This window comes from Paenibacillus sp. 1001270B_150601_E10, from assembly GCF_015558675.1.
GTDB lineage: Bacteria > Bacillota > Bacilli > Paenibacillales > Paenibacillaceae > Paenibacillus_B.
On the sequence record NZ_JADMOL010000002.1, the window covers coordinates 703,069 to 727,590 of the forward strand.

Below are 24,522 nucleotides of genomic sequence, written 5' to 3' on the forward strand. Positions count from 1 at the left end.
AAGAAGCAGCCGGGTAAACCCGCTGTTTCTTTTCCATTTTTTATAGGAGGGTGTGGCTCATATGGAAATGCAATTTCATGCAACAACGATCTGTGCAATTCGACATAATGGTCGAGGTGCCATTGCTGGAGACGGTCAAGTTACTTTTGGCAACAGTGTAGTGATGAAGCAGCATGCAAAGAAAGTACGCAGACTCTATCGGGGGCAGGTGCTTGCTGGTTTTGCTGGTTCCGTTGCTGATGCGATTACCCTTTTTGAAAAGTTCGAGGGCAAGCTTGAAGAGCATCATGGCAACCTGCAGCGTGCGGCTGTAGAGCTTGCCAAGGAATGGCGCAAAGACCGTGTGCTTCAGAAGCTGGAAGCACTCATGATCGTCATGGATACGAATCACATGCTGCTGATCTCAGGCGGCGGTGAAATCATCGAGCCGGATGACGATATTCTTGCTATCGGTTCAGGCGGTAACTTTGCGCTGTCTGCAGCAAGAGCGCTGAAGCGCCACGCGCAAAACTTAAGTGCGAAGGAAATGGCAGAGGCTTCGTTGCAGGTAGCATCTGAAATTTGCGTATATACGAATAATAACTTGGTTGTAGAAGAGCTTTAATGGATCGCCAATCATGTGAAATATGGAGGGATTAAGATGAGTCAACAAGCTTGGACGCCTAGACAAATTGTTGCAGAACTTGATAAATACATTGTAGGCCAAAAGAATGCGAAGCGGTCAGTTGCTGTTGCACTGCGGAACCGCTACCGCCGCAGTTTGCTTGATGAGTCGATTCAAGATGAGATCGTTCCTAAAAATATCTTGATGATCGGTCCTACTGGTGTCGGTAAGACGGAGATTGCAAGACGCCTTGCAAAGCTTGTGAAGGCGCCATTTGTAAAAGTAGAAGCAACAAAGTTCACAGAAGTGGGATACGTAGGTCGTGATGTGGAATCCATGGTTCGCGATCTGATCGAGACCTCTATCCGTATGGTGAAGCTTGAGCGCACAGAAAAGGTGCAGGACAAAGCGGAAGAACAGGCCAATGAGCGGCTAGTAGAGCTGCTTGTACCGTCTCCTTCGAGTGCAAAGCAGCAGCGCAATCCGTTTGAGATGCTGTTTGGCTCCAATAATCAAAATGACGATACGAAAGAAGAGCCTGAGCAGGATGCCAATCTTCAGGAGCGTCGTCGCAAGGTTCGCTTTGATCTGCTTTCCGGCAAGCTGGAAGAAGATATTGTCGAGATCGATGTTGAAGAAGCCACTCCGAATATGTTTGACATGTTTGCGGGGCAAGGTAATGACCAAATGGGCATCAATATGCAAGAAATGCTCGGAAGCCTCATGCCAAAGCGGACGAAAAAGCGTAAACTAACGATTAAGGAAGCGCGTAAAGTATTAACACAAGAAGAAGCTAGCAAGCTGATTGATATGGATGATGTGATCCAAGAATCAGTGCGAAGAGCAGAGCAATCTGGTATTATTTTCATCGATGAGATCGATAAGATAGCCGTTGGCACTAGAGGATCTGGGCCTGATGTATCTCGCGAAGGAGTTCAAAGGGACATTCTTCCTATTGTTGAAGGATCCACCATCATGACCAAATATGGACCGGTCAAAACTGATTACGTCCTGTTTATTGCTGCAGGTGCGTTTCATATTGCGAAGCCATCAGACCTCATTCCTGAGCTTCAAGGACGTTTCCCGATCCGTGTAGAGCTTACGAGTCTTTCTGTTGGCGATTTCATCTCGATCTTAACAGAGCCCGAGAATGCGATTACGAAGCAATATGTGGATCTATTGCGAACGGAAGGCTTGGAATTGGAATTCTCAACAGGTGCGATTGAAGAAATTGCCAAAATTGCTCAGACTGTGAATCAAAATATGGAAAATATCGGTGCGCGGCGTCTTCATACCATCATGGAGAAGCTACTGGAGGATCTTTCCTTTGAAGCACCTGAGTTGAATTTGCCACAATTCACCATTACGCCTGAGTATGTCAGAGAAAAACTCGCAGACATTTCTCAAGATCGTGATTTAAGTCAGTATATTTTATAGTTTACAGAAAGTATAATCTGTAAATAAATACTAAATAACTGTAATATAATGGTTAAATTTTAAAAAAGTCCAGTCTTTTCGCTGAAAAGATAGGGCTTTTTTCTTATTGTATTCTTCTAGAAAGTTTAAGATGATAAAGATACCATAGGTGAGAAAAATGTTGGATTTTGATGGGTGAAATTCTCGAATATGAAGGAGATTTTGGTTAAAACGACAAAATGAACCTTAAACCTTCATGACTGCCATTATGAAACTGACGAAATTTGTCGAATGAAGCAGGAGAATTTCGAAGCATGTAGAACTGATAATACGGGGATGGTTTAAGAAAGTGAGGAAAGTGAAGTGAACCTGCTAGGTGGAGTACATGTTAAGCAGCTAGAGGGGGCTTTACAGGCTGCTTCTACTCGTCAGAATGTCATATCTAACAATTTGGCCAATGTAGATACGCCCCATTATAAGCGCAGCGAGGTGCAGTTTGAATCCTTGCTTCGTGAGCAGTTGACCGGTGGCACATTAGCTGGCAAGCGTACGAATGAGAAACATATTCCTATAGGGCCTAATCAATCGGCGGTTCCCGAATGGAAAACCGTTACGGATCAGTCGACGGTTATGGGTAACAATGGGAACAACGTCAATGTTGATGTGGAAATGGCCAATCAAGCTGAGAATCAGCTTCGATACTATACATACATTGGGCAAATCAATCACCATATCAATATGATGCGTACGGCTATTGACGTCAGGAGGTAACAACTAAATGAACATAAGTAACAGCTTTCACATTAGTGCTTCCGGGCTAACGGCGCAAAGGCTTCGCATGGATGTCATCTCGGCGAACATCGCGAATGCAGAAACGACCCGTGCCTCGATGGTAGACGGGCAATTCGTTCCATATCGTAGACAAACGGTTGTTATGTCAGAGTCCAAAGGAAGCTTTCAAGATACACTGCAAAGAGCCATGAGCGGACAGGGGAGTCCGCAAGGCGTGAAGGTGTCTAAGATTCAGGAAGATCAAACACCATTCAAGCTGGTTTATCAGCCATCGCATCCTGATGCGGATGAGAACGGGTATGTTCAAATGCCAAATGTAGACATGGCAAAAGAGCAAATAGACTTTATCGTTGCTTCTCGCTCCTATGAGGCAAACGTTACGGCTTTGAACGCTTCTAAAGCGATGATAATGAAAGCGTTAGAAATTGGTAAAGGCTAGACTCTTGAACAAATCAGTGAATATGTGTGTCTTAGAAATCTAGAAACGAAAGGGTGTCCCTTTACATGATTTTAAACTCGACTCTTCCCGTTGAAACCTCGAATTTTGCATCTGCTTCAACAGCCATTAATAGAACTCCTTCAGAAATTACTAAGTCTTTCAGCTCCTTTCTATCAGATGCAATAACTCAAGTTGATGCACAAGAACAGCAAGTACAAACTTTAAACGAAAAATTTATGCTTGGTGAGGTTAATGTTGATGAACTTATGGTCGCCTCGGAACGCGCGTTATTAAGTTTGCAACTAACCACTCAGGTGCGTAATAAAGCGATCGAAGCGTATCAAGAAATTATGCGCATGCAAATGTAATAACAACAGGTTTGATTCGTTCTGGTGGGGTGACAAGCATTGAATGAAAAATTAGCACAGTACCGGGAACGAGGCACTCAGTACTGGAATCAGTTCAGCAAAAAGCAAAAGTGGCTTTTGCTGGGAACACTTATGTTCTTAATTGCTACAATTAGTGTCGTTACATATCAATTATCGAAAACAGACTACGAACTTGCCTTTAAAGACCTTAATGCAAGCGATGCAGCTGGAATTATTGAATATTTGAACGGAAACGCAATTCCCTATCAATTAAGCTCAGATGGAACAAGTATTTCTGTGCCTGCCGCGCAAGCTTCTAAAGTTCGTGTTGATGTAGGTGCACAGGGAATCGTCAAAAACGGCTCTATCGGCTTTGATTCATTTGGCAATGAAGGTCTGATGAGCGGAATGACAGATAATGTATTTGACGTTCGTTACAAAGACGCACTAAACGGTGAGATTGAACGCATGCTGCGACAAATGCAAGGCGTACAGGATGCACAGGTGCTGGTGAATCTCCCTCGCGAGACTGTATTTTCGAATGAACTAGGTGAAGAGGCGTCCGCTTCTGTCATTCTGAAGTTCAAGCCAGGATATGCACCTAACCAGCAAGTGGTAGACAGCTATTATAACTTGGTTAAATCGGCTGTTCCGAATCTCCCGGTTGAAAATATTACACTGACAAGCGACGAAGGTCCTCTTTATGCGACAGACTCCCCAGGCTCGACAGCCAACGGACTTTCAAGCACGGTGGAAGAGCAGCTCGTCATACAGCGTCGCTATGAGCGTGATCTAAGCGAAAAAATTCGCAACTATCTCACCAGTGTTGTTAAGTCTGACCAAGTGAACGTCCTCGTCTCGGCGAATCTCAACTTTGATAAAGTGAATAAAGAAGAAAACCTTGTTACTCCAGTTGATACGGAGAACATGAAAGGGATCGAGATCAGCGCTCAAGAACTACAGGAATCATTCAGTGGTTCTAATGGAGCAGACGGTGGAGTTGCTGGAGCGGGTGATCAAGACGTAGTGAACTATCCTGGTGCAGGCGGTTCTGGCAACAGTACGTCAGAGAAAACGCAATCGACGAAAAATTATGAAGTCAATCGAATTAAAAATGTAATTCAAGCTAGCCCTTACGCCGTACAGGATGTAACGATTCATGCATCTGTACAAGCTGACAATATGGATGATGCGAAGATTCAAAGCATCGAGAAGGTGCTGCGCTCTATCGCATCTGCACAATTAAAGCAATCAGGCACTACTATTAGTGACGCAGAGTTAGAACAGAAAGTTTCTGTCATTGCTCAAAATGAGACTAATGAAGGAATGCTTAATGCGACTTCCATCCCAACTTGGGTATGGTATGGTGCTGGAGGCCTTGCTCTTCTGTTAATAGGTGGAGGTACAGCGTACCTAATCAGCCGTCGTCGCAAGAAAGCTGAAGAGGATGAATTCGATGAGGATCTGCCTCTTATGACGACGACTCATGTTGAGCTACCTTCTATCGATTTGGAACATACCACTAATGAGAATCAAGTTCGCAAGCAATTGGAAGCATTGGCGAAGAAGAAGCCAGAGGAATTTGTTAATTTGCTGCGCACTTGGTTAGCAGACGATTCGAGGTGAGTATAGATGGCACGACCATCTCAAGGGTTAACGGGACGGCAGAAGGCAGCGATCTTGCTCATTTCGCTTGGACCAGAAGTATCTGCTCAAATCTTTAAACATTTAAGAGATGAAGAGATTGAGCAGCTAACCTTAGAAATTGCTAATGTTCGCAAGGTGGATTCTGCTGAGAAAGATGCAGTATTAAGTGATTTTCATCAAATCTGCCTGGCTCAAGAGTACATTTCGCAGGGCGGTATCGCTTATGCGAAAGAAATTCTTGAAAAAGCGCTTGGCTCTAGTAAAGCGGTTGACATCATCAATCGATTAACAGCCACGCTGCAAGTAAGACCTTTTGATTTTGCTAGAAAAGCAGATGCTCTGCAGATTCTTAACTTTATTCAAAATGAAAGTGCGCAAACCATTGCGCTTGTCCTTTCATATTTGCAGCAAGAGCAGGCTTCACAGATCCTATCTTCGCTTCCACCAGAGAAGCAAGCAGACGTCGCTAGACGCGTTGCGCTAATGGACAGCACCTCACCAGAGGTTATCAGTCAAGTAGAAGCTGTGCTCGAGCAGAAGCTGTCTGCTACTGTTACGCAGGATTATACTAGTGCAGGCGGCATCGAATCTATCGTTGGCATCTTGAATGGGGTCGACCGCGGTACAGAACGTACCATTTTGGATTCCTTAGAGATTCAAGATCCTGAGCTTGCAGAAGAGATTAAGAAACGGATGTTTGTCTTTGAAGACATCGTTAATATCGATAATCGTTCCATTCAGCGAATTATTCGTGATGTGGAAAATGCGGATCTTCAACTTGCGCTTAAAGTCGCAAGCGAGGAAGTTCGTAATGCGGTCTTCAGGAATATGTCTAAGCGTATGGCGGATACGTTCCGCGAAGAGATGGAGTTTATGGGTCCAGTAAGGCTGCGTGACGTTGAGGAAGCTCAGACTCGCATTGTTGCTATTATCCGCAGACTGGAAGAGTCTGGAGAAATCATAATCGCACGCGGTGGAGGAGACGATATCGTTGTCTAATATCATCAAATCTACACATTATGTCCCCGTTGAACAGATGCGGATGCTTGAGGCTGTAAGAAAACATCAAGAGCGCGTTCAAGAAGAAGTGATGCTTGAAGAGCGCAAGCCTTTAACCGAAGAAGGTCTATTAGAGCAGGATAAAGAGCTCGCTGAGCTCAGAAACACAATCTTGAAGGATGCCCAGGCGATCGCAGAACAGCAAGTTAAAGAAGCTGGGCTTGCGGCTGAGCAATGCTTGGAAGACGCACAGCAGCAAATTCAAAGCTGGTGGGAAGAGCGTCGTGCCGAAGATGAGGCCGTTCGAGAGCGGGTGCAGGCAGAAGCCTATCATGAAGGACATAGTGCTGGCATTGCTCAAGCAGAGCAGGATATTCAGGCTGCTTATGAGTCGCGAGTTAAAGAATCTGAACAATTGCTTATGCAGGCCTATACAGCGAAGGAACAAATTATCCAAGAAGCCGAGCCGTTTGTCGTGACCGTTAGCTGCGCCATTGCGGAGAAAATAATCGGCACACAGCTGTCGATTGATCCAGACCTTGTGCTCCAGTTGGTTCGCAAGCAGCTTGCACGCAAGCGCGAAAGCGGGGTAATCACGCTATGTGTATCTCCACAGCAATTCAGCTTTATGCAAGCGGCTAGGGAAGAATTAAGCCTCGTCATTGATTCCCAAGCGGAACTGCAGATCATACCTGATGCAAGTGTAAGAGACCATGGCTGTGTGATTCGATCTTCTTTAGGGAGCATTGATGCGCGAATCGAGACACAGCTTGAAGAAGTGAAGAAGGCATTGCTTCAGGTGGCTCATCAGCAAGAGGGAGAGGTAAGTGATGAAGGCTGATCACAAGGTCATCTGGGACCCGCTGAAATACACCGACTATTTGCAGCACATTGATCCTGTTCGGGTAAACGGTAAAGTAACGCAGGTTATCGGCTTGACCGTAGAGTCAGAAGGACCAGATGCTAGCATTGGAGAGGTATGTTACATCTACCCTACTAAGGGGCAGACGCCGCTCTTGGCCGAGGTCGTAGGATTTCGTGATAACAAAGTGCTTCTTATGCCGCTAGGTGAGCTGCAAGATATCGGGCCAGGTTGCGATGTAGTCGGTACAGGCAAGCCGTTAACGGTTCAAGTCGGTTCAGAGCTCTTGGGCAAGGTGCTTAATGGACTGGGACAGCCACTGGATGGATCGTTTCTTCCAACTAGAATGGCTAAATATTCAACTTCGGCAACTCCATCTAATCCGCTAAAGCGTCCTCGTGTTAAAGAGCCGCTAGGCGTAGGTGTAAGAGCAATTGATGGGTTGCTTACGATAGGCAACGGTCAGCGGGTTGGTATTTTTGCTGGTTCGGGTGTTGGTAAGAGTACACTGCTTGGAATGATTGCTAGAAATACAGCAGCTGATGTGAATGTCATTGCACTTATTGGCGAACGGGGAAGAGAAGTGCTCGAGTTCATAGAGCGAGATCTTGGTCCTGAAGGCTTGGCACGTTCTATTGTTATTGTTGCTACTTCGGATCAACCTGCGCTTGTACGAATTAAAGGTGCGGTAATCGCAACAACAATCGCAGAGTATTTTCGTGATCGCGGCATGAATGTCATGCTGATGATGGACTCGGTGACGCGATATGCGATGGCGATGCGCGAAGTCGGATTGGCAATTGGTGAACCGCCAGCAACGAGAGGCTATACGCCTTCTGTATTTGCAAGTCTACCCAAGCTTCTTGAACGAAGCGGCACTGGCCCAGCAGGTTCGATTACAGCCTTTTACACCGTGCTGGTAGATGGCGATGACATGAATGAACCGATTGCCGATGCGGTTCGAGGCATCCTCGATGGGCATATCGTGTTGAATCGAAGCATCGCTCACAAAGGGCATTACCCAGCAATCGATGTCCTTGCAAGCGTGAGCCGGGTTATGAAGGACATTGTGCCAGAAGAGCAGCAGCTAGCAGCTGAGCGCTTGAAGCGACTGCTAGCCTTATATAAAGAATCGGAAGATTTAATTAACATAGGAGCCTATCAGCATGGCTCCAACCCAGCAATTGACGAAGCCATTCAAGCCATGGAAGCCATTAATAGCTTTACGCAGCAAAGAGTGACGGAATCAGCAACGTATGAAGAGACCATAAATCGCCTTATGATTGAATTTTCAGGGAGATGATTAAGACATGCGAGGCTTTCACTATACCTTTCAGAAGGTTCTAGATTTGAAAACCAATACGAAAAAACAGTCTGAATGGGTATTATCTCAAGCCATTGGACATCTTCAATCGGAAGAGACTCGGGTGGCAAGCATACAAGAGGAACGTCAACAACTCGCCGATAAGCTTCAAGATTTATGTGCGACCTGCGCTCCAGTCAAAGAAATCATGGCGTTGCAGGAGTATATCGGATATTTGGATCAAGAGCTGCTGAACGGTTTTGAGCGTGTGAAGCGAGCAGAAGTGCAGGTTCAAGAGAAGCAGGCCCATCTGTTTGAATGTGTCTCAGATGAGAAGTTATGGCTAAAAGCTAGGGAGAAAGCGCAATTCGCATTTCAACAAGAAGTCCTTCGTGCTGAACAGATTGAGATGGATGAAATGGCTACCGTCCGTTATCATATGGCTGCTCGTTAACGAAGCGTATACGGGTAATGCAGGAGGGGATGGCAGTGGCTAAAGATTTATTAGAAGAAAAAGAAGAGGATCAGCCCTATACGAAATTTGAACGATTTTTATTTTTTGCGACACCGATTATTTTTTTAGTCGTGCTTCTGGTCGTGCTTTTGTTTGTGTTCAGTTCCAATTGGCGCACTCAAATGCTTGATATTGTAGAAAAAGTTCCGATCGTAAACAAGTGGCTGCCTGATCAGGATTCGAAAACAACAGGCTCGAAAGATAAAAAAGAACCGGAAAAGGATACAGCGAAAGAAGTCGAGGATCTTAAGGCTTTGTTAGCTTCAAAGGATAATGACCTTCGTGTGCTTGCAGACAAGCGCACAGAGCTTGAAGGGCAAGTGAAGGATTTGTCCAAGCAATTGGAAGAAACGAAGAAAAAAGATGAGACTGAACGTACAAACAAGGAAGAGTACGAGAAGCAAGTGAAAGATTTGGCGAATATGTATGCAAGCATGATGCCAAGTAAAGCTGCGCCGATCATGGAGAATTTGACCATGGATGAGCTTGTGCTTGTATTCAATGCGATGAAAAATGACGATCGGGTCAAGATTCTTGAAAAAATGAATCCAAAGATTGCGGCAGAAGCCTCCATTCGCTTAAAGGATGTTAAGCCTTCAGAGAGCCAGGCGATCGCTGCATTGCAATCTCGACTTCAGAAGATGGAGAATGAGAAGACGCCGAGCACGGGGCTAGATAAGGCACAAATTAATCGGACCTTTGCCAGTATGACACCAAAGAGCGGTGCAGAAATTCTTCTAGAGACTGCTAAAATAAGTCAAGACAAAGTGCTTTCCATCTTAAATGCGGTAGAAGATTCAACCCGCTCAAAGCTTATCGATGCGATGACTCAGATCGATAATGCAGCTACGGCTAAGATCGTTGCAAAGCTTTTCCCGTAATGTTCGTCAAGGGATTACCTTCTCAGAAAGGAGGTGAAAACATGAATATTGGGATGATTATGTCGACACAACCGGCAAATGCAACTGCCCAAGCCACGAAGAAGTCTGCCTCTGATGGAAATGGCCCGTTTCTTTCGACACTTAATCAGCTTATGGGCGAGTCAACAGAAACGACAACTGGAGCGAATGTTCTCCCTTTCTGGTTTGCGGAGAGTGAGACATCTTTAGATCAGATGCTTGGTGGTTCATCGGAATTGTTGGAAGCTTTAGAACAGCTGCTGACGCTTCAGCCGGAACAGATGGAAGACCAGCTTGCGAATAATCCTGAGCTTCTTCAAATGGTACAGGCATGGATTCAGCAAGCAGCAGCCTTTCTTCAATCACAAGGATCAGAAACGGCTACAGTTGAGCAGCAAACGGCCATTCAAATGCTTACTGAAGAGCCGCAAACGGTTATGCTTGTCGTTCGTGATCAGTTTGAACAGATTAAGCAGCTGGTTAAAACAAATGCTCCGCTTGAGACGCAGCAAGCTAAGCTTGTATCTGCAGAAGGGCAGAAGCTAATACAGCAGCTCGACACGCTCATTACACAAATCGCGAGTAAAGAAGCGAGGCCAGTTGTTCACCCAACACACGTGACAAACCCTACCCACCCGTCAGCTAATCAAGTGATGCCTGAGATCACGACGCGTCCAATGGTACAAACTGTCACGACAGATGTTGAACAGCTTCGTGCAGCGAAATCCGTGCATGTTGTGAATGAAGGAATGACGTCGACAGCTGATGACGGTCAAGTCACGAATCAAGTCATGACTGCAGGTCAATTTGCCCTGAGAGCTGAAGGAACTGGAGCACCGAAGACAGCAGTACCGATTCAAGCCAGTCATTTCTCTCAGGAGATGTCTACTTTTGTCGTGAAACAGCTGGCATTCACGACTCAAGAAGGTGTGTCACAGGCGAAGATTACATTGTATCCTGAACACCTTGGTCAAGTGGATGTGCGTTTGACCATGCAGCATGGACAGTTGATCGCTCATTTTATCACAGAGCACGCAGCAGCTAAAGATATAATCGATCAGCAGCTATCCATGCTTAGAAGCGCATTGCAATCTCAAGGGATCCAGGTTGATAAATTGGAAGTTTCTCAGCAGGTGACTCAGACGACTTCTTCTACGCTGTCCTCGAATATGTTCCATGGGGAGAGACAATCGAATCCTCAAGGACAATCTTCTCAGGGATCATCTTCTAACGGATCGGCCATTGTCGATGAGCATGGGGAGATGCTGGAGGTTGATGCAGTAGAGGAGTCAAGTGTTAGACGTACAGCGATGGGATCATCATTTGAAGCAAGCATATAATCATGCAGTGGATAGAAGGAGGTGTGAATGAAGATGTCCGCAAATGCAGGAATTACGAATAATCTCTTATGGCCGAACTACAGCAAGGAGAACCTGGACAAGGTTAAACCAACGGGTGCAGAGAAGACGCTTGATAAAGACGACTTTCTACACATATTAATTACCCAGCTGGCGAATCAGGATCCGATGCAGCCAATGGAGGATAAAGAGTTCATTGCACAGATGGCTCAATTCACCTCTGTAGAGCTGTTAAATGGAATATCAACGCAGCTGCAGGCGATGAACCAGTCGCTTGGCATGTCGTCGTCTCTCATCGGCAAGGAAGTGTCTTGGCTTGGACCGGGCGAAGCTGGAGCAGATGGAAGTACGATTCCTGTTGTTTATTCGGGAGTGGTGGATTCCATTATCATACGTCAAGGCGTCAGCTATGCAAAGATAGGCGATAATGAAATTGCGCTAACTGATATTATGGAGATCAGAAACCCTGGAACAGGGGAATCGGGTTCTGAGGGAAGTGAGTCTGAATCCGAGTCAGGCAATGAAGCTGGCAGCGAAGTTGGTGAGCAGGCATGAGAACGAACTTCCACTTGGGCGGATTAAGGCCACAGGCTCCCGTTCAACCTGTTCAGTCCCAAAAGCAGTCAGTAAAGGAAACGGTCTCAGCAGAACAGCAAGTTCCATTCAAAGAGTTATTTGACCGGGAATTAAAACGAACAGATGGCGTACAATTCAGTCATCATGCATCCCAGCGCATTCAAGAGAGAGGAATGAACCTCACTCCTGAAGTGATGAGCAAGATCAACGCGGCTGTGGAGCAAGCTGCTGCTAAAGGCTCGAAGCAGTCTCTAGTGTTAATGAATAATGCAGCTTATATCGTGAATGTACCGTCTCGGACAATCATTACAGCACTGGATCAGCCCTTTCAGCAAGGGCATCTATTCACAGCGATAGACAGCGCGGTCTGTATTGAATAAACGTTGCAAAGTATATGGCTGGACCACGACGGAGGCCATCGTCCATGGACCGATTGAAGTGGACGCTTATCCCAATATTACGGAGGTTGAAGAACAATGATTCGTTCCATGTATTCAGGTGTATCTGGTATGCGCGGTTTTCAAACCAAGCTTGACGTCATTGGCAACAACATCGCGAACGTAAATACAACAGGCTTTAAAGCAGGACGTGTAATGTTCAAGGACATCATGAGTCAAACCATGTCTGGCGCAACTGCAGCAGCGGATGGTCAGGCCGGTGTGAACCCCATGCAAGTGGGTCTAGGGGTTCAAATTGGTTCCATTGACACGGTTCATACAGGCGGCAGTGCAATGACGACAAACCGCCCTCTTGACCTGCGTATTGATGGAGATGGATTCTTTACCGTGATCCTTAGCGAGGATCAAGAGGTTCCTTTCTTGACTCGAGCAGGAGACTTCCATCTTGATGCGGCAAGACAGTTGGTTACTTCTGATGGTCTATTCGTGACAGATAACGGCGGTGCGCCGATTGTTCTTGATGAGGATGTCACTTCATTTACGATCTCTCAAACAGGTGAAATTATCGCTACAACTTCTGACGGTGTGACAGAAGGAACCGGCATTCAGCTGGGTATTGGCAAGGTCGTGAACCCAGAGGGCCTTGAGAAGATGGGTGGCAACTTGTACCGTCTTACACCAAACGCCAACGAAGACGGTGAGTTTGAATACGTGACAGCTAATGATGCGGAAGTAGGCACAGGCGCTATCGTATCTGGACAGCTTGAGATGTCCAATGTCGATTTGACATCGGAGTTTGCTGAAATGATCGTTGCACAGCGTGGTTTTCAAGCGAACTCACGAATTATTACGACTTCTGATGAAGTGCTTCAAGAGGTTGTAAACCTGAAGCGCTAATCATGAAGCTAGGCCGTAACTAAGCTTGCAATACGGTTTACCGTTCTTGGACAGTCTTGTCACAGACTGTCCAAGGATGGTTACAAGGGGGATAAGTCGATGGTGGAAGTAACAAGATTGAATGGCTCGAAATTGTGGGTTAATGCTCTCCATATTGAATTAGTCGAGGAAACCCCTGATACATATATCACCTTATACAATGGTAAAAAGGTTATCGTTCGAGAGCCTGCCTCAGAGGTTATTCGTCAAGTTACAGCATATTTACAGACAATTGGTGCGCTTGCTGGAACGATGAAGCTGCATACAACGGAGGAACAGTCATGAAACGAATGCTGCCATGGTTAATCACGATGCTACTCGCAATGACGCTGATCGTCCTAATCGTGATTATGCTTATGAACACAACGGGCAACAGCCCAAGCTCAGGCGAAGCCGCCCAAGGCGTTGAGGCCAATGTTAAGCGCCTGACTGCTGATGAGATTATTGAAGTGACAAGCACAATGAGCGACATCACGACGAATCTCGCCAATCAGGATCAAATCGTAAGAATCGCATTTGCCTTCCAGCTTGACAGCAAGAAGACAAAAGCTGAATTCGATAAGATCATGGACATTAAGGTAAAGCCGATTATCCTTAAAACCTTGGCGGATACCACAAGAGAAGATCTTCAGGGTACAAAAGGCCAAGATCAATTGTGTGACAAGCTTGTAGAGCGGATCAACAAGATGCTTCCATCAGGCAAAGTCATTCAGATTGATATTACGGATTATGTTTTAAGCCCAATGAGATGATTTTATTACATGTAGACGTTGATTCCTGTAAGGGGGGTGAAACGATTGGTTGACGTTTTATCGCAAAACGAGATTGATGCCTTGTTAGCTGCATTGTCATCAGGTGAAATGGATGCAGATGAGCTGAAAAAGGAAGAGACGACAAAGAAAGTCCGTTCCTACGATTTCAAGCGTGCAGTTCGATTCTCGAAGGACCATATTCGGACACTCACACGTATCCATGAGAACTTCGCAAGGTATTTGACAACCTATTTTTCAGCGCAGCTTCGTACTTTTGTTCAGATTAACGTCGTGCAAGTGGAACAGCTGCCCTATGATGAATTTATCCGTTCAATTCCGAAAATGACGGTACTGAATATATTTGAAGCCGAACCCTTAAAAGGAAGAATGGTACTGGAAGTCAATCCGAACGTAGCACTGGCTATGCTTGATCGCATGCTTGGTGGAGCGGGTATTGCTCCGTCCAAAATGCAGGGCTTTACGGAGATCGAGACAACGGTAATGGAGCGAGTGTTCAGCCGTGCGTTTGATAGTTTGCAAGAGGCGTGGAAGACGGTTATTGATATTCGCCCAAGACTTGAAAGCTTCGAGACCAACCCGCAATTCATGCAGATTGTGTCCCCGAATGAAACGATTGCCTTGATCTCGCTTAGCACGAAGATCGGAGACACGTCAGGAATGATTAACTTGTGTATTCCGCACGTTGTGATCGAGCCGATTATGCATAAGCTGTCTGCACACCATTGGTTTGTGTCTGAGAAGAAGAAAAGCGAGCCTATTGAAGTCGATATGCTGAAGCAGCGGCTGGAGAAAGCGAAGCTGCCTATCATTGCAGAGCTAGGCTGTGCAACGATTACGGTACAAGAAATGATACAGCTCTCTATTGGTGATGTCATCCCGCTGGATAAAAAGGTAGGCGAAGGACTTGGCATTCGAATCGGGGAACGATTGAAATATGTTGCAGCACCTGGGAATGTCAAAGATCGAATGGCAGTTCAAATTGAGCGAGTGATAGATGAGGGAGTGGAAGAGTATGACGAGTAAGGAATACTTGTCTCAGGAAGAGATCGATGCATTGCTGAAAAAATCCGGAGAAGACTCGGTAGAAACAACACCAGCTCCTTCGATCGATAAATACCTGAACCCAATGGAGATCGACGCGCTGGGAGAGATCGGCAATATAACATTCGGTAGTGCAGCAACAGCGCTCTCTACTTTGCTCGGTCGAAAAGTAGACATTACGACTCCAGTAATCAGACTGTTGCAAAAGGACAGCTTGGAGGCGGAATTCCCGCGACCGCATGTCGCTGTACATGTTCACTATGTGGATGGATTTGAAGGGGTTAATTCACTCGTTATCAAGACGCGTGATGCCCAAGTCATTGCTGACTTGATGCTTGGTGGAGATGGAACGAACATCTCTGGCGAAGAGCTCAATGAGATCCATATCAGTGCTGTGCAGGAAGCGATGAATCAGATGATGGGCTCGTCTGCAACGTCCATGTCGACGATCTTTAATCAGATGGTCAACATTTCTCCACCAGGTATCGGCATCTTGGATATGGAGAACGGCGAAGGCAATGAGATGCTCCCAGACGACAACGTTCTTATCAATATTTCCTTCCGCCTCATGATTGGAGATCTTATTGATTCCACGATCATGCAGCTGTTGAACGTTCCATTTGCGAAGGAGATGGTTCGCCGTTTAATGGGAGGTGCTTTGGAAGGATTGGAAGAAGCCGTTCAAGCTGAAGTGCCGGTTGTTGAATCGCAAGTTGCAGCTGCTGTTGAGGCACCTGCGGAGCCAGTAACACCATCTACACCTGCTATGCCAACTGCAGCAGCGCCGCAGCCAGCAGCGTCTCAGCAAGCGCCAGCAGCTCATTCAGGTATGGGGCAGCCTGGCATGTACAACGAACCTGCATACCCAGATGTGAACTATGGTTATGGCGGAGAACCAGTTTATGCTCAGCCGTATCCTCAATCTCAGCCAAGAGAGCTAGGAAATAGACAAGCAGCGCCAGGAAGACCTGTAAACGTACAACCTGTACAATTTGCTGACTTACATCAAATGAACTCGGCTCATTCTGATGATTCCAACCTAAATTTATTGATGGACATCCCACTTCGAGTCACAGTAGAATTAGGAAGGACTCATAAGCAAATTAAGGATATATTGGAGCTGTCCCAAGGTTCTATTATTGAACTGGACAAGCTTGCCGGCGAGCCTGTCGATATTCTTGTTAACAACAAGCTGATCGCTAAGGGGGAAGTTGTTGTTATCGACGAGAATTTCGGCGTTCGTGTCACAGATATTCTTAATCAATGGGACCGTATACAGAAACTACAATAATTGTGCTTAGGGAGGAAATACGTTAATGGCTAACCGTATTTTGATTGTTGATGATGCAGCTTTTATGAGAATGATGATTCGCGATATTTTATCGAAAAATGGCTTTGAGGTCGTTGCGGAAGCAGCAGATGGCGCTCAAGCAATTGAAAAATATAAGGAATACAAGCCAGATTTGATTACGATGGATATTACAATGCCTGAGATGGACGGAATCACAGCGCTTAAAGAAATCCGCAAAATGGATCCAAGCGCTAAAGTCATTATGTGCTCCGCGATGGGTCAGCAGGCGATGGTAATCGATGCAATTCAAGCTGGCGCGAAGGACTTTATCGTGAAGCCATTCCAAGCAGATCGTGTATTGGAAGCAATCAAGAAGACCTTGGGTTAATGCATGAATTCGACGGACATTCAACTGCAGAACGCTCCTGAAGTAGGAGGTTATATCGGCAACGTATTTACGATCTTGCTGTCCTTGGCCGTGATCATTGTGTTGATCGTGGTGCTTATTCGTTTGCTAAGTCGGAAGAATCGATTGTGGCAAGGCAATAAAAGCATGAGAACGCTTGGTGGCATGGCTGTAGGACAGAACAAGACGCTGCAGGTCGTTGAAGTCGGGGATGTCGTGTACGTGCTCGGTATCGGTGAGGATGTCACACTTATTGATAAAATCAGCGATCCCGAGCAGATTGCGAAACTGACTGCTGATCTGATGCAGGAGGAAGGGACTCCTGTGATCCCTATTCCTGCTTCGCTAAAAAGCTGGATCAAAAATGTGACAGATCGTAACAATCGACATGCGAAGGCTCCCGCATCTGAAGAGCAGCCAAATGAGCTTGAAACGGCAAACTTTCATGAGATGCTTCATGCGAAGCTGGAGCGCCAATCGGATCGAGCAGCCAGAATGGAACAACTGTTAAATAACGATACCAAAGAAGAACGGTAGATGGATTCATGAATAAAAAAACCTTCATTGCTTTTACTGCGATGATCTTTCTTTCCTGCTTCGCGGCTAAATGGGTTGGAGCTGCTCCTATAATTCCTGACATTGATATTAGTGTTGGAGGAGAGGGTACTCAGTCGGGCGTTACCTCAATGTCGCTTGTACTGCTCATTACGATCTTAAGCATTGCACCTGCAATACTAATCTTAATGACTTCCTTTACACGAATTGTCATTGTACTGGGATTTGTACGAACATCATTAGGGACGCAGCAAATGCCGCCGAATCAAATCTTGATAGGACTCGCTTTGTTTATGACGTTTTTTGTCATGTCACCTACGATTGGACAAGTCAACGAAGTAGCGGTGCAGCCTTACATAAAAGGTGAGATAACTCAGACTCAAGCACTGGAGAAGGCAAGCGTGCCCATGAAGAAATTCATGGCCTCTCACACCAGAGAGAAGGATCTGCTCTTATTCATGAAATACACGAAGACAGAGAAGCCTAGCTCGGTTGAGGACATTCCCATTACAGTTCTTGTTCCTGCTTATGCAATCAGTGAACTGAAGACAGCATTTCAAATGGGGTTTATGATCTTTATTCCATTCTTAATTATTGATATGGTCGTCGCCAGTACGCTCATGTCAATGGGGATGATGATGCTGCCGCCTGTCATGATCTCGCTACCATTCAAAATCTTGTTATTTATTCTCGTTGACGGTTGGCATCTCGTCGTACAATCACTGCTCAGCAGTTTTAATTTAGGATAGCGCATTACAGCTAGAAAGGGATGAGTGGAATGAGTGCTGAGTTTATCATCGGCCTAGCGGGACAAGCGGTGTACACAGTGCTCAAGGTGAGTGCCCCGATGTTAATCGCTGCACTCGTGATTGGTCTCATCATAAGTATTTTCCAGGCCGCAACCCAGATACAGGAGCAAACCTTGGCATTTGTGCCTAAGATCATTGCCGTGTTCGTTGTAATCTTGATCTTCGGTCCTTGGATGTTGACGACAATGGTTGATTTTACGTACAACATCTTGAATAACTTACATCATTATATCGGTTAGGCTGTGGAACCATGGAAATGATCACTCAAGCGTTCCCTGTTTTTTTGCTTATCTTTTGTCGAATTTCTTCGTTCCTTGTCGCGGCGCCTGTTTTTTCCTCAAAAGGGGTGCCGACTATGTTTAAGATCGGACTCGCTTTCTTCATTAGTGTTATTGCTTATCTATTGTTTGGAATAGGCGTTAGTGCACCGTCTAATGGCGAATACATTTTATATATTATAAGAGAAGTTATGATAGGCTTGCTGATTGGTTTTATTGCAACATTGTTTTTTACCGTCGTGCAAATTGCAGGCTCGTTCATCGATATGCAGATTGGATTCGGGATTGCAAACGTCATTGATCCATTAACAGGCATGACCTCACCTGTGGTAGGTAACTTTAAATACGTTTTCGTTGTGCTCTTGTTTCTTGGATTGAATGGCCACCATTACTTTATCGACGGAATCATGCACAGTTTTGAGTGGATGAGTGTTGCGGAGAATCCTTTTTTTGAAATGATCAGCAGCGGGACGGTCTTTCAATTCGTTGTAAAAGCATTTATTCAAGCTTTTATGATTGCATTTCAAGTGGCAGCACCAATGATCGTTGCCTTGTTTCTATCAGATGTTGCTTTAGGCTTCTTAGCGCGTACTGCACCACAGTTTAACGTGTTTGTGGTCGGTATACCGTTTAAATTCATTATTGGTATTGCCATGCTTGCTCTTATCGTTCCTAGCTTTGTGTATGTGATGCAGCAAATCTTTGAAACGATGTTCCAAGCATTGGACCAGCTGCTTAGCATTATACCTTAAGCTGGAGGTTCTTCTTCATGTCAGACGTTACTCGCTATTCCTATTCATTAGATTTGCAGCTGTTTTCCCAAGAGAAGACAGAGAAGGCTACTCCGAAGAAGCGTCAGGAATCCAGGCAAAAAGGCCAAGTGGCGAAGAGCCAGGAACTGCCTGGAGCAGGAATCCTCACGTTGACATTTGCTAGTTTGCTTTTGCTAGGCGGTTTTTTCAAGGACCGAATCATTTCCATGTTTAGCGATCCTCTTAGTCATCGCATGGGGATGGACCTGACGCTAAACAACATCATGGACTACTTCAGTCAGCTCTTTATTCAATTCTTAATTATTATGGCTCCTATTTTCATTGTCGTTATGATCGTAGGGGCAGTGATGAATTACATTCAGATCGGTTTTCTCTTTACAGGTGAGCCGCTGAAAGTGAAGTTCAGCAAAATCAACCCTGTTGAAGGGTTTAAAAAAATGTTTGCGATGCGTTCTCTTGTAGAACTGGCTAAGTCGATTATAAAGCTCGTCATTATTGGCGTTATCGCTTACCTATCTTTATGGGGAGAACAGGACCGAATCATTCAACTCAGTCATATGCCGCTTGAAGGAATATTGTCCTTTACGGCAGAGCTTACCGTTATGTTAGGCATTAAGATTGGCGCAGCTTTATGTGTGCTCGCAGTATTTGATTACATGTACCAGAAGTTTGAATTTGAGAAAAGCATTCGAATGTCAAAGCAAGATATCAAAGATGAGTACAAAAAGATGGAGGGAGACCCTCTCATCAAAAGCAAGATTAAAGAAAGACAACGCCGGATGGCGATGATGCGCATGATGCAGGAAGTTCCGAATGCGGATGTGGTCATTACCAACCCAACTCACTTCGCAGTTGCTATTCGTTATGAGGGAAGCTCGATGGAGGCGCCTACGGTCATAGCAAAAGGCCAAGATTATATGGCTCTACGAATTAGGGAGCTAGCGAAGGATAACGGTGTCATAACGATGGAAAACAGGCCGCTTGCGCGCGCATTATTCGAGCGAACGGAGATTGGGGAAACCATTCCCGGTGACTTGTTTCAAGCTGTCGCGGAAGTTCTGGCATATGTATATAAGCTTAAAGGCAAAGTTCAATGAGTGGACAGTCGGATGGAGGTAAGAAGCTGTGAAGGCTAGAGATTTGATCGTACTTGTTGGGGTCATCGGCATCGTGCTAATGATGGTATTACCACTACCTAAGATGCTGCTGGATATTTTGTTAATCATCAATATATCGATGGCACTTATGATCCTTTTGATTGCGATGAACACAAAGGAAGCACTCGATTTCTCCATCTTCCCTGCAATTTTATTGATCACAACATTATTTAGAATTGCGCTCAACGTGTCTTCAACAAAGCTTATTCTTGGCGAAGGAGACGCTGGTGAAGTTATTAAGACATTCGGAGAGTGGATATCACAAGGGAATATTGCGATAGGACTTGTCGTGTTCCTCATCCTCGTTGTTGTCCAGTTTATTGTAATAACGAAGGGTTCTGAGCGCGTTGCTGAGGTTGCAGCTCGGTTCACATTAGATGCGATGCCTGGTAAGCAGATGGCGATTGATGCAGACCTTAATGCTGGTCTAATCAATGAACAGCAGGCGAAAGAACGTCGGGAAAAAATCGAAAGTGAAGCGGACTTCTACGGTGCGATGGATGGTGCGAGTAAATTCGTAAAAGGGGATGCCATCGCAAGTATCGTTATCCTTATCATCAACTTGGTTGGTGGATTTATTATTGGGATGGTCATGCACGGCATGCCGTTCCAAGACGCAGCAAGTACATACTCTATTTTATCAATCGGTGATGGCTTAGTCAGCCAGATTCCGGCACTATTGATTTCCACTGCAGCTGGTTTGATTGTGACTCGCTCCGCAACAAAAGGCAATCTTGCAGAAGATTTGAGCAGCCAGATGCTTGCTTACCCTAAACTTCTGTATATCGTAGCAGGAACGATTGCAATGCTTGGACTTTTTACTCCTATTACCGTTATGTCGACTCTTCCATTCGCTGCTATCTTGGCTTATGCCGGATACCGCATGCAGCAGAACTTGGACAAAAAGGCGGTTAACGAAGAACTGCTGGAAGAAGAACAGCAAATTGAAGAGGTGCGCAGTCCAGAAAGTGTTATTAATTTGCTTCAGGTTGACCCAATTGAATTTGAATTCGGATATGGGTTGATTCCACTTGCAGATGTGCAGCAGGGTGGCGATCTGCTTGATCGAATCATCATGATTCGCAGGCAATGTGCCCTAGAGCTAGGGCTGGTCGTGCCAGTCATTCGCATTCGAGACAACATTCAACTCAAGCCTAATGAATATATCATCAAAATAAAAGGCAACATCGTCGCTCGCGGAGAGCTATTGCTGAATCATTATTTGGCGATGAGCCCAGGTTACGACGATGACTCGGTTACGGGAATTGAAACGACAGAGCCTGCCTTTGGGCTTCCCGCCCTGTGGGTGGATGAGGCGATGAAGGAACGGGCAGAGGTATCAGGTTACACCGTAGTTGATCCGCCTTCAGTCGTTGCAACACATTTGACAGAAATCATTAAGAAGCACGCACATGAACTGATCGGACGCCAAGAAACAAAGGCGCTCGTCGAAAATGTAAAAGAGCAGCACCCAGCTATTGTAGATGAACTCATTCCGAATCTGATGAATATCGGCGAGATTCAAAAAGTGCTTGCCAATCTACTAAGAGAGAAGATATCGATTCGAGATCTAGTAACAATCTTCGAGTCACTAGCGGATTACGGCACCTATACAAAGGATACGGACATTCTAACGGAGTACGTGCGTCAGGCTTTAGCTAGACAAATTACGCAGCAGTATTCGGTGCCTGGGGAAACCTTACGCGTTATTACGGTTGGACCTACGCTGGAGAGAAAAATTGCGGATAGTGTGCAGCAAAATGAGCAAGGCTCCTATCTGGCGATGGACCCTGGCACTACGCAGCAGGTGTTCCAGCGTTTCCAAGAGCAAATCGGAAGGCTTGTTCAATCGGGTTATCAGCCTATTGTCCTCGCATCACCTGCAATTCGAATGTACCTCCGTCAGTTAATGGAGCGTACGATGCAGGATGTTCCGGTCCTTTCCTATAATGAGCTGGAGCCAAATGTAGAAATTCAAAGCGTTGGAGTGGTTAATGTATGAGGGTGAAAAAATACGTAGTTGCCACCATGCCTGAGGCGATGAGCCAGATTCGTCAAGAGCTTGGTAAAGACGCGGTCATTATCAGCACGAAGGAAATTAAAGCTGGCGGTTTCCTAGGCATGTTCAACAAAAAAATGATCGAAGTGACAGCAGCTGTGGATGACGCTCCTGTACAAAAAGCAGCACGAGATGCTGCAGCTCCAGCGATGAAGCCGCCGGTTGTTCCAATTTCACATGCAAGATCAGCTTATTCAGGCAAGAGTGAAACTGCTGCAGTGGTAGAAAAACCAGCAGCAGTTCAACCAGCAGTTAAGCCCGCTGCGGCGCCAGTTGAACCTCATCCAGAGAGCATGTCGATGGAAAAGGTCAGATTCCAATCTACTTCTAAACCTGTAAGTGATGAGGATTTCCTGATTGCGCCGACTTCAAGGGCAGCTGCGAAGGAAGAGGAGCGGCTTATCAAGCCTGATCTAGGCAATGATGACGAGTGGAAGCATGAGCTTCGAGAAGTAAAAGCGATGGTGAAGTCCATGATGATGCTAAATGAGCAGGATTCATGGCCAGCCGCTGCAAAGACATTGGCCCAGCGTCTCAAAAATCAAGGCGTGCGCGCTGATTTGGTCTATCAGATCATGACCCCTATATTGACCATGTTTCGCAAAGAGGGCATTGATGATCCAACGCATGCTCAGCTGAAGTCACCGGTAGCTGAAGAAATACGAAAAAGACTTCATCGAAACCGCAAGCTTGGCCTTACCATTGATACGAAGATTGTATATTTTGCAGGACCAACAGGTGTTGGGAAGACAACTACGATTGCCAAACTCGCAGCTGATCAGATGTTTCATCATCAGCGTAATGTAGGCTTCATTACGTCTGACACATACCGAATTGCTGCCGTAGAACAGTTGAGAACATACGCTTCGATCCTGAATGCTCCTTTGGAGGTAGTGACCTCACCTAACGATCTTCAAAGAGCGGTCAACGCTTTGCAGGATCGAGATTTAATTTTAATGGATACAGCAGGCCGCAATTATCGCAATCCGTTGCATGTCAATGAGTTGAACTCGTTATTAAAGCCATTGCCAGGTTCGGAAGTGTTTCTTGTATTGAGCTTGACTTCTAAGACCGATGATATGGTCTCGATCATTAAGCAGTTTCCAGAAGGCTCGATCGATCGCATCGTATTTACGAAGTCGGATGAGACCGATTCATTTGGAACGATATTGAACTTGACGGAAATGACGAATATCCCGTTTAGCTATGTCACATTCGGACAAAATGTGCCAGATGACATCCAAAGCTTTGAGCCTTCCGAGATGGTGAAGCATCTGCTAGGGGAACAAGTCTCATGATGGATCAGGCACAAGCACTCCGCAAACTTGTACAGCGACGTGCTTCTCAACCGCAAGGCACCACTCCACAAGGTGAGAGTGAGAAGCGAACTCCTCGCGTAATCACGATTACGAGTGGAAAAGGCGGCGTTGGGAAATCCAATTTTACGTTGAATTTTGGAATCATGCTGCAGGAAGAAGGAATGCGTACTTTAATCTTTGATGCGGACATCGGAATGGCGAATATTGATGTTCTTATAGGCTCTCCTTCTTCTGTTAGCCTGTATCACGTTCTCAACGGCAGCAAGCGTCTTGAGGAAATCGTTCAGGTTGGTCCAAGTGGCATCCATTATGTGCCTGGCGGATCAGGCTTCAAAGAGCTTCATGAAATGTCTTCTTCCTCACTAGAGCGATTTTTAGATGAGCTCTCGGAGTGGTCTGAACGATATGATGTTATTTTGTTTGACACAGGTGCAGGACTTAGCAAAGAAACGATCCGATTTGTGGCAGCGGCAGACGAGACGTTTGTTGTCACGACGCCTGAGCCGACGGCTATTGCCGACGCCTATGCCTTGATCAAAATTGTTCACACACATTTTCCTGATACCGCGTTCCGCATCGTCGTGAATCGGGTAATGGATTGGAGTGAGGGAAAGCAGACAGCGGAGCGGCTCATCTCGGTAGCACGGCGCTTTCTTCAGCTTGAGCTTCCGGTGCTAGGTTACCTGAATGATGATCAACATGTGATGCAAGCCGTGAAGAGGCAAACTCCGTTCACACTGCTTTACCCTAATATTCAAGTATCAAAGCAGATTAGACAGCTAGCCCAAGCCTTCTTGTATGATCAAGAACAGCAAAATACGACAAGGGGCATTACCGGATTTATTAATCGCTGGTTGAGACGTATCACCTAACTTGGATGATGTTCTATACTCCACGATTTTTCCAATCATTTTCGTCCTAAAGGAGTGTGATCGGGGATGTCTGTAAAG

At 45.7% G+C, this 24,522-nt stretch carries 28 protein-coding genes; all 28 read left to right on the forward strand.

Annotation, left to right across the window (positions count from 1 at the left end; translation table 11 throughout):
* Positions 1-61: 61 nt before the first annotated feature.
* The 28 genes from hslV to I2H74_RS08295 all read left to right on the forward strand — a co-directional run bounded on the left by hslV (position 62) and on the right by I2H74_RS08295 (position 24,444).
* Positions 62-604 (forward strand): ATP-dependent protease subunit HslV, encoded by a 543-nt coding sequence (gene hslV / locus I2H74_RS08160; RefSeq protein ID WP_195573143.1) that lies wholly within the window; start codon positions 62-64, stop codon positions 602-604.
* Between the two features lie 36 nt (positions 605-640).
* Positions 641-2,041, forward strand: coding sequence for an ATP-dependent protease ATPase subunit HslU (hslU, locus tag I2H74_RS08165; RefSeq protein WP_195573145.1), 1,401 nt, complete (start codon positions 641-643; stop codon positions 2,039-2,041).
* 342 nt (positions 2,042-2,383) lie between these two features.
* On the forward strand, positions 2,384-2,791 hold the full coding sequence (flgB, locus tag I2H74_RS08170; protein ID WP_195573147.1) for a flagellar basal body rod protein FlgB: 408 nt from the start codon (positions 2,384-2,386) through the stop codon (positions 2,789-2,791).
* 7 nt (positions 2,792-2,798) lie between these two features.
* Positions 2,799-3,251 (forward strand): flagellar basal body rod protein FlgC, encoded by a 453-nt coding sequence (gene flgC / locus I2H74_RS08175; RefSeq protein ID WP_195573149.1) that lies wholly within the window; start codon positions 2,799-2,801, stop codon positions 3,249-3,251.
* Positions 3,252-3,316: 65 nt separating this feature from the next.
* Positions 3,317-3,619, forward strand: coding sequence for a flagellar hook-basal body complex protein FliE (gene fliE / locus I2H74_RS08180; RefSeq protein ID WP_195573151.1), 303 nt, complete (start codon positions 3,317-3,319; stop codon positions 3,617-3,619).
* 39 nt (positions 3,620-3,658) lie between these two features.
* Positions 3,659-5,245 (forward strand): flagellar basal-body MS-ring/collar protein FliF, encoded by a 1,587-nt coding sequence (fliF, locus tag I2H74_RS08185; RefSeq protein ID WP_195573153.1) that lies wholly within the window; start codon positions 3,659-3,661, stop codon positions 5,243-5,245.
* 6 nt (positions 5,246-5,251) lie between these two features.
* Complete coding sequence (gene fliG / locus I2H74_RS08190) at positions 5,252-6,265, forward strand: flagellar motor switch protein FliG (protein WP_195573155.1); 1,014 nt, start codon at positions 5,252-5,254, stop codon at positions 6,263-6,265.
* Positions 6,258-7,106, forward strand: coding sequence for a FliH/SctL family protein (locus I2H74_RS08195; protein ID WP_195573157.1), 849 nt, complete (start codon positions 6,258-6,260; stop codon positions 7,104-7,106). The genes fliG and I2H74_RS08195 overlap by 8 nt, the downstream gene beginning before the upstream one ends.
* Positions 7,096-8,430 carry a flagellar protein export ATPase FliI gene (gene fliI, locus I2H74_RS08200; protein ID WP_195573159.1) on the forward strand — a complete coding sequence of 445 codons (1,335 nt, stop codon included), beginning with the start codon at positions 7,096-7,098 and terminating at the stop codon, positions 8,428-8,430. The genes I2H74_RS08195 and fliI overlap by 11 nt, the downstream gene beginning before the upstream one ends.
* 7 nt (positions 8,431-8,437) lie before the next feature.
* Positions 8,438-8,884, forward strand: a complete 447-nt coding sequence (gene fliJ / locus I2H74_RS08205; RefSeq protein WP_195573161.1) for a flagellar export protein FliJ — start codon at positions 8,438-8,440, stop codon at positions 8,882-8,884.
* A 35-nt stretch (positions 8,885-8,919) separates the two neighbouring features.
* Positions 8,920-9,825 (forward strand): MotE family protein, encoded by a 906-nt coding sequence (locus I2H74_RS08210; RefSeq protein ID WP_229106456.1) that lies wholly within the window; start codon positions 8,920-8,922, stop codon positions 9,823-9,825.
* 41 nt (positions 9,826-9,866) lie between these two features.
* Complete coding sequence (locus tag I2H74_RS08215; RefSeq protein WP_195573165.1) at positions 9,867-11,183, forward strand: flagellar hook-length control protein FliK; 1,317 nt, start codon at positions 9,867-9,869, stop codon at positions 11,181-11,183.
* A 33-nt stretch (positions 11,184-11,216) separates the two neighbouring features.
* Entirely contained in the window at positions 11,217-11,756 is a 540-nt protein-coding gene (locus I2H74_RS08220; protein ID WP_420707429.1) for a flagellar hook capping FlgD N-terminal domain-containing protein, read from the forward strand.
* On the forward strand, positions 11,753-12,157 hold the full coding sequence (locus tag I2H74_RS08225) for a TIGR02530 family flagellar biosynthesis protein (RefSeq protein WP_195573169.1): 405 nt from the start codon (positions 11,753-11,755) through the stop codon (positions 12,155-12,157). Before I2H74_RS08220 ends, I2H74_RS08225 begins: the two co-directional genes overlap by 4 nt.
* Positions 12,158-12,253: 96 nt before the next feature.
* Complete coding sequence (flgG, locus tag I2H74_RS08230; RefSeq protein ID WP_195573171.1) at positions 12,254-13,072, forward strand: flagellar basal body rod protein FlgG; 819 nt, start codon at positions 12,254-12,256, stop codon at positions 13,070-13,072.
* 99 nt (positions 13,073-13,171) lie between these two features.
* A complete protein-coding gene (locus tag I2H74_RS08235) occupies positions 13,172-13,396 on the forward strand; it encodes a flagellar FlbD family protein (RefSeq protein WP_195573173.1) in 225 nt (74 codons plus the stop codon).
* Entirely contained in the window at positions 13,393-13,863 is a 471-nt protein-coding gene (locus I2H74_RS08240) for a flagellar basal body-associated FliL family protein (RefSeq protein WP_195573175.1), read from the forward strand. Before I2H74_RS08235 ends, I2H74_RS08240 begins: the two co-directional genes overlap by 4 nt.
* Before the next feature lie 45 nt (positions 13,864-13,908).
* Positions 13,909-14,907 carry a flagellar motor switch protein FliM gene (fliM, locus tag I2H74_RS08245; protein WP_195573177.1) on the forward strand — a complete coding sequence of 333 codons (999 nt, stop codon included), beginning with the start codon at positions 13,909-13,911 and terminating at the stop codon, positions 14,905-14,907.
* Positions 14,897-16,216, forward strand: coding sequence for a flagellar motor switch phosphatase FliY (gene fliY, locus I2H74_RS08250; protein ID WP_195573179.1), 1,320 nt, complete (start codon positions 14,897-14,899; stop codon positions 16,214-16,216). Before fliM ends, fliY begins: the two co-directional genes overlap by 11 nt.
* Positions 16,217-16,241: 25 nt before the next feature.
* Positions 16,242-16,604: a response regulator gene (locus I2H74_RS08255; protein ID WP_195573181.1), complete on the forward strand. Its 363-nt coding sequence runs from the start codon at positions 16,242-16,244 to the stop codon at positions 16,602-16,604.
* Positions 16,605-16,607: 3 nt separating this feature from the next.
* Positions 16,608-17,159, forward strand: coding sequence for a flagellar biosynthetic protein FliO (locus tag I2H74_RS08260; RefSeq protein WP_195573183.1), 552 nt, complete (start codon positions 16,608-16,610; stop codon positions 17,157-17,159).
* Between the two features lie 8 nt (positions 17,160-17,167).
* Positions 17,168-17,926 carry a flagellar type III secretion system pore protein FliP gene (fliP, locus tag I2H74_RS08265; RefSeq protein ID WP_195573185.1) on the forward strand — a complete coding sequence of 253 codons (759 nt, stop codon included), beginning with the start codon at positions 17,168-17,170 and terminating at the stop codon, positions 17,924-17,926.
* Positions 17,927-17,955: 29 nt separating this feature from the next.
* The gene (gene fliQ / locus I2H74_RS08270; protein ID WP_195573187.1) at positions 17,956-18,225 is read left to right on the forward strand and encodes a flagellar biosynthesis protein FliQ; all 270 of its coding nucleotides are present in this window, start codon (positions 17,956-17,958) and stop codon (positions 18,223-18,225) included.
* Positions 18,226-18,236: 11 nt separating this feature from the next.
* A complete protein-coding gene (gene fliR / locus I2H74_RS08275; protein WP_195573189.1) occupies positions 18,237-19,016 on the forward strand; it encodes a flagellar biosynthetic protein FliR in 780 nt (259 codons plus the stop codon).
* Between the two features lie 17 nt (positions 19,017-19,033).
* Positions 19,034-20,134, forward strand: a complete 1,101-nt coding sequence (gene flhB / locus I2H74_RS08280; protein WP_195573191.1) for a flagellar biosynthesis protein FlhB — start codon at positions 19,034-19,036, stop codon at positions 20,132-20,134.
* 28 nt (positions 20,135-20,162) lie between these two features.
* A complete protein-coding gene (gene flhA / locus I2H74_RS08285; protein ID WP_195573193.1) occupies positions 20,163-22,196 on the forward strand; it encodes a flagellar biosynthesis protein FlhA in 2,034 nt (677 codons plus the stop codon).
* Entirely contained in the window at positions 22,193-23,551 is a 1,359-nt protein-coding gene (gene flhF / locus I2H74_RS08290; protein WP_195573195.1) for a flagellar biosynthesis protein FlhF, read from the forward strand. Before flhA ends, flhF begins: the two co-directional genes overlap by 4 nt.
* Entirely contained in the window at positions 23,548-24,444 is an 897-nt protein-coding gene (locus I2H74_RS08295) for a MinD/ParA family protein (RefSeq protein WP_195573197.1), read from the forward strand. Before flhF ends, I2H74_RS08295 begins: the two co-directional genes overlap by 4 nt.
* The last annotated feature ends 78 nt before the right edge of the window (positions 24,445-24,522 follow it).

Excerpts from the sequence above, each read along its gene's own strand:
- fliI (WP_195573159.1), top strand. The coding sequence starts at position 7,096 with ATGAAGGCTGATCACAAGGTCATCTGGGACCCGCTGAAATACACCGAC.
- I2H74_RS08240 (WP_195573175.1), top strand. The coding sequence starts at position 13,393 with ATGAAACGAATGCTGCCATGGTTAATCACGATGCTACTCGCAATGACG.
- fliY (WP_195573179.1), top strand. The coding sequence starts at position 14,897 with ATGACGAGTAAGGAATACTTGTCTCAGGAAGAGATCGATGCATTGCTG.
- flgC (WP_195573149.1), top strand. The coding sequence starts at position 2,799 with ATGAACATAAGTAACAGCTTTCACATTAGTGCTTCCGGGCTAACGGCG.
- hslV (WP_195573143.1), top strand. The coding sequence starts at position 62 with ATGGAAATGCAATTTCATGCAACAACGATCTGTGCAATTCGACATAAT.
- flgG (WP_195573171.1), top strand. The coding sequence starts at position 12,254 with ATGATTCGTTCCATGTATTCAGGTGTATCTGGTATGCGCGGTTTTCAA.
- fliP (WP_195573185.1), top strand. The coding sequence starts at position 17,168 with ATGAATAAAAAAACCTTCATTGCTTTTACTGCGATGATCTTTCTTTCC.
- I2H74_RS08220 (WP_420707429.1), top strand. The coding sequence starts at position 11,217 with ATGTCCGCAAATGCAGGAATTACGAATAATCTCTTATGGCCGAACTAC.
- I2H74_RS08225 (WP_195573169.1), top strand. The coding sequence starts at position 11,753 with ATGAGAACGAACTTCCACTTGGGCGGATTAAGGCCACAGGCTCCCGTT.
- I2H74_RS08235 (WP_195573173.1), top strand. The coding sequence starts at position 13,172 with ATGGTGGAAGTAACAAGATTGAATGGCTCGAAATTGTGGGTTAATGCT.
- fliQ (WP_195573187.1), top strand. The coding sequence starts at position 17,956 with ATGAGTGCTGAGTTTATCATCGGCCTAGCGGGACAAGCGGTGTACACA.
- fliE (WP_195573151.1), top strand. The coding sequence starts at position 3,317 with ATGATTTTAAACTCGACTCTTCCCGTTGAAACCTCGAATTTTGCATCT.
- fliR (WP_195573189.1), top strand. The coding sequence starts at position 18,237 with ATGGAAATGATCACTCAAGCGTTCCCTGTTTTTTTGCTTATCTTTTGT.
- hslU (WP_195573145.1), top strand. The coding sequence starts at position 641 with ATGAGTCAACAAGCTTGGACGCCTAGACAAATTGTTGCAGAACTTGAT.
- I2H74_RS08295 (WP_195573197.1), top strand. The coding sequence starts at position 23,548 with ATGATGGATCAGGCACAAGCACTCCGCAAACTTGTACAGCGACGTGCT.
- fliJ (WP_195573161.1), top strand. The coding sequence starts at position 8,438 with ATGCGAGGCTTTCACTATACCTTTCAGAAGGTTCTAGATTTGAAAACC.
- I2H74_RS08255 (WP_195573181.1), top strand. The coding sequence starts at position 16,242 with ATGGCTAACCGTATTTTGATTGTTGATGATGCAGCTTTTATGAGAATG.
- flhF (WP_195573195.1), top strand. The coding sequence starts at position 22,193 with ATGAGGGTGAAAAAATACGTAGTTGCCACCATGCCTGAGGCGATGAGC.
- I2H74_RS08260 (WP_195573183.1), top strand. The coding sequence starts at position 16,608 with ATGAATTCGACGGACATTCAACTGCAGAACGCTCCTGAAGTAGGAGGT.
- fliG (WP_195573155.1), top strand. The coding sequence starts at position 5,252 with ATGGCACGACCATCTCAAGGGTTAACGGGACGGCAGAAGGCAGCGATC.
- flhB (WP_195573191.1), top strand. The coding sequence starts at position 19,034 with ATGTCAGACGTTACTCGCTATTCCTATTCATTAGATTTGCAGCTGTTT.
- I2H74_RS08215 (WP_195573165.1), top strand. The coding sequence starts at position 9,867 with ATGAATATTGGGATGATTATGTCGACACAACCGGCAAATGCAACTGCC.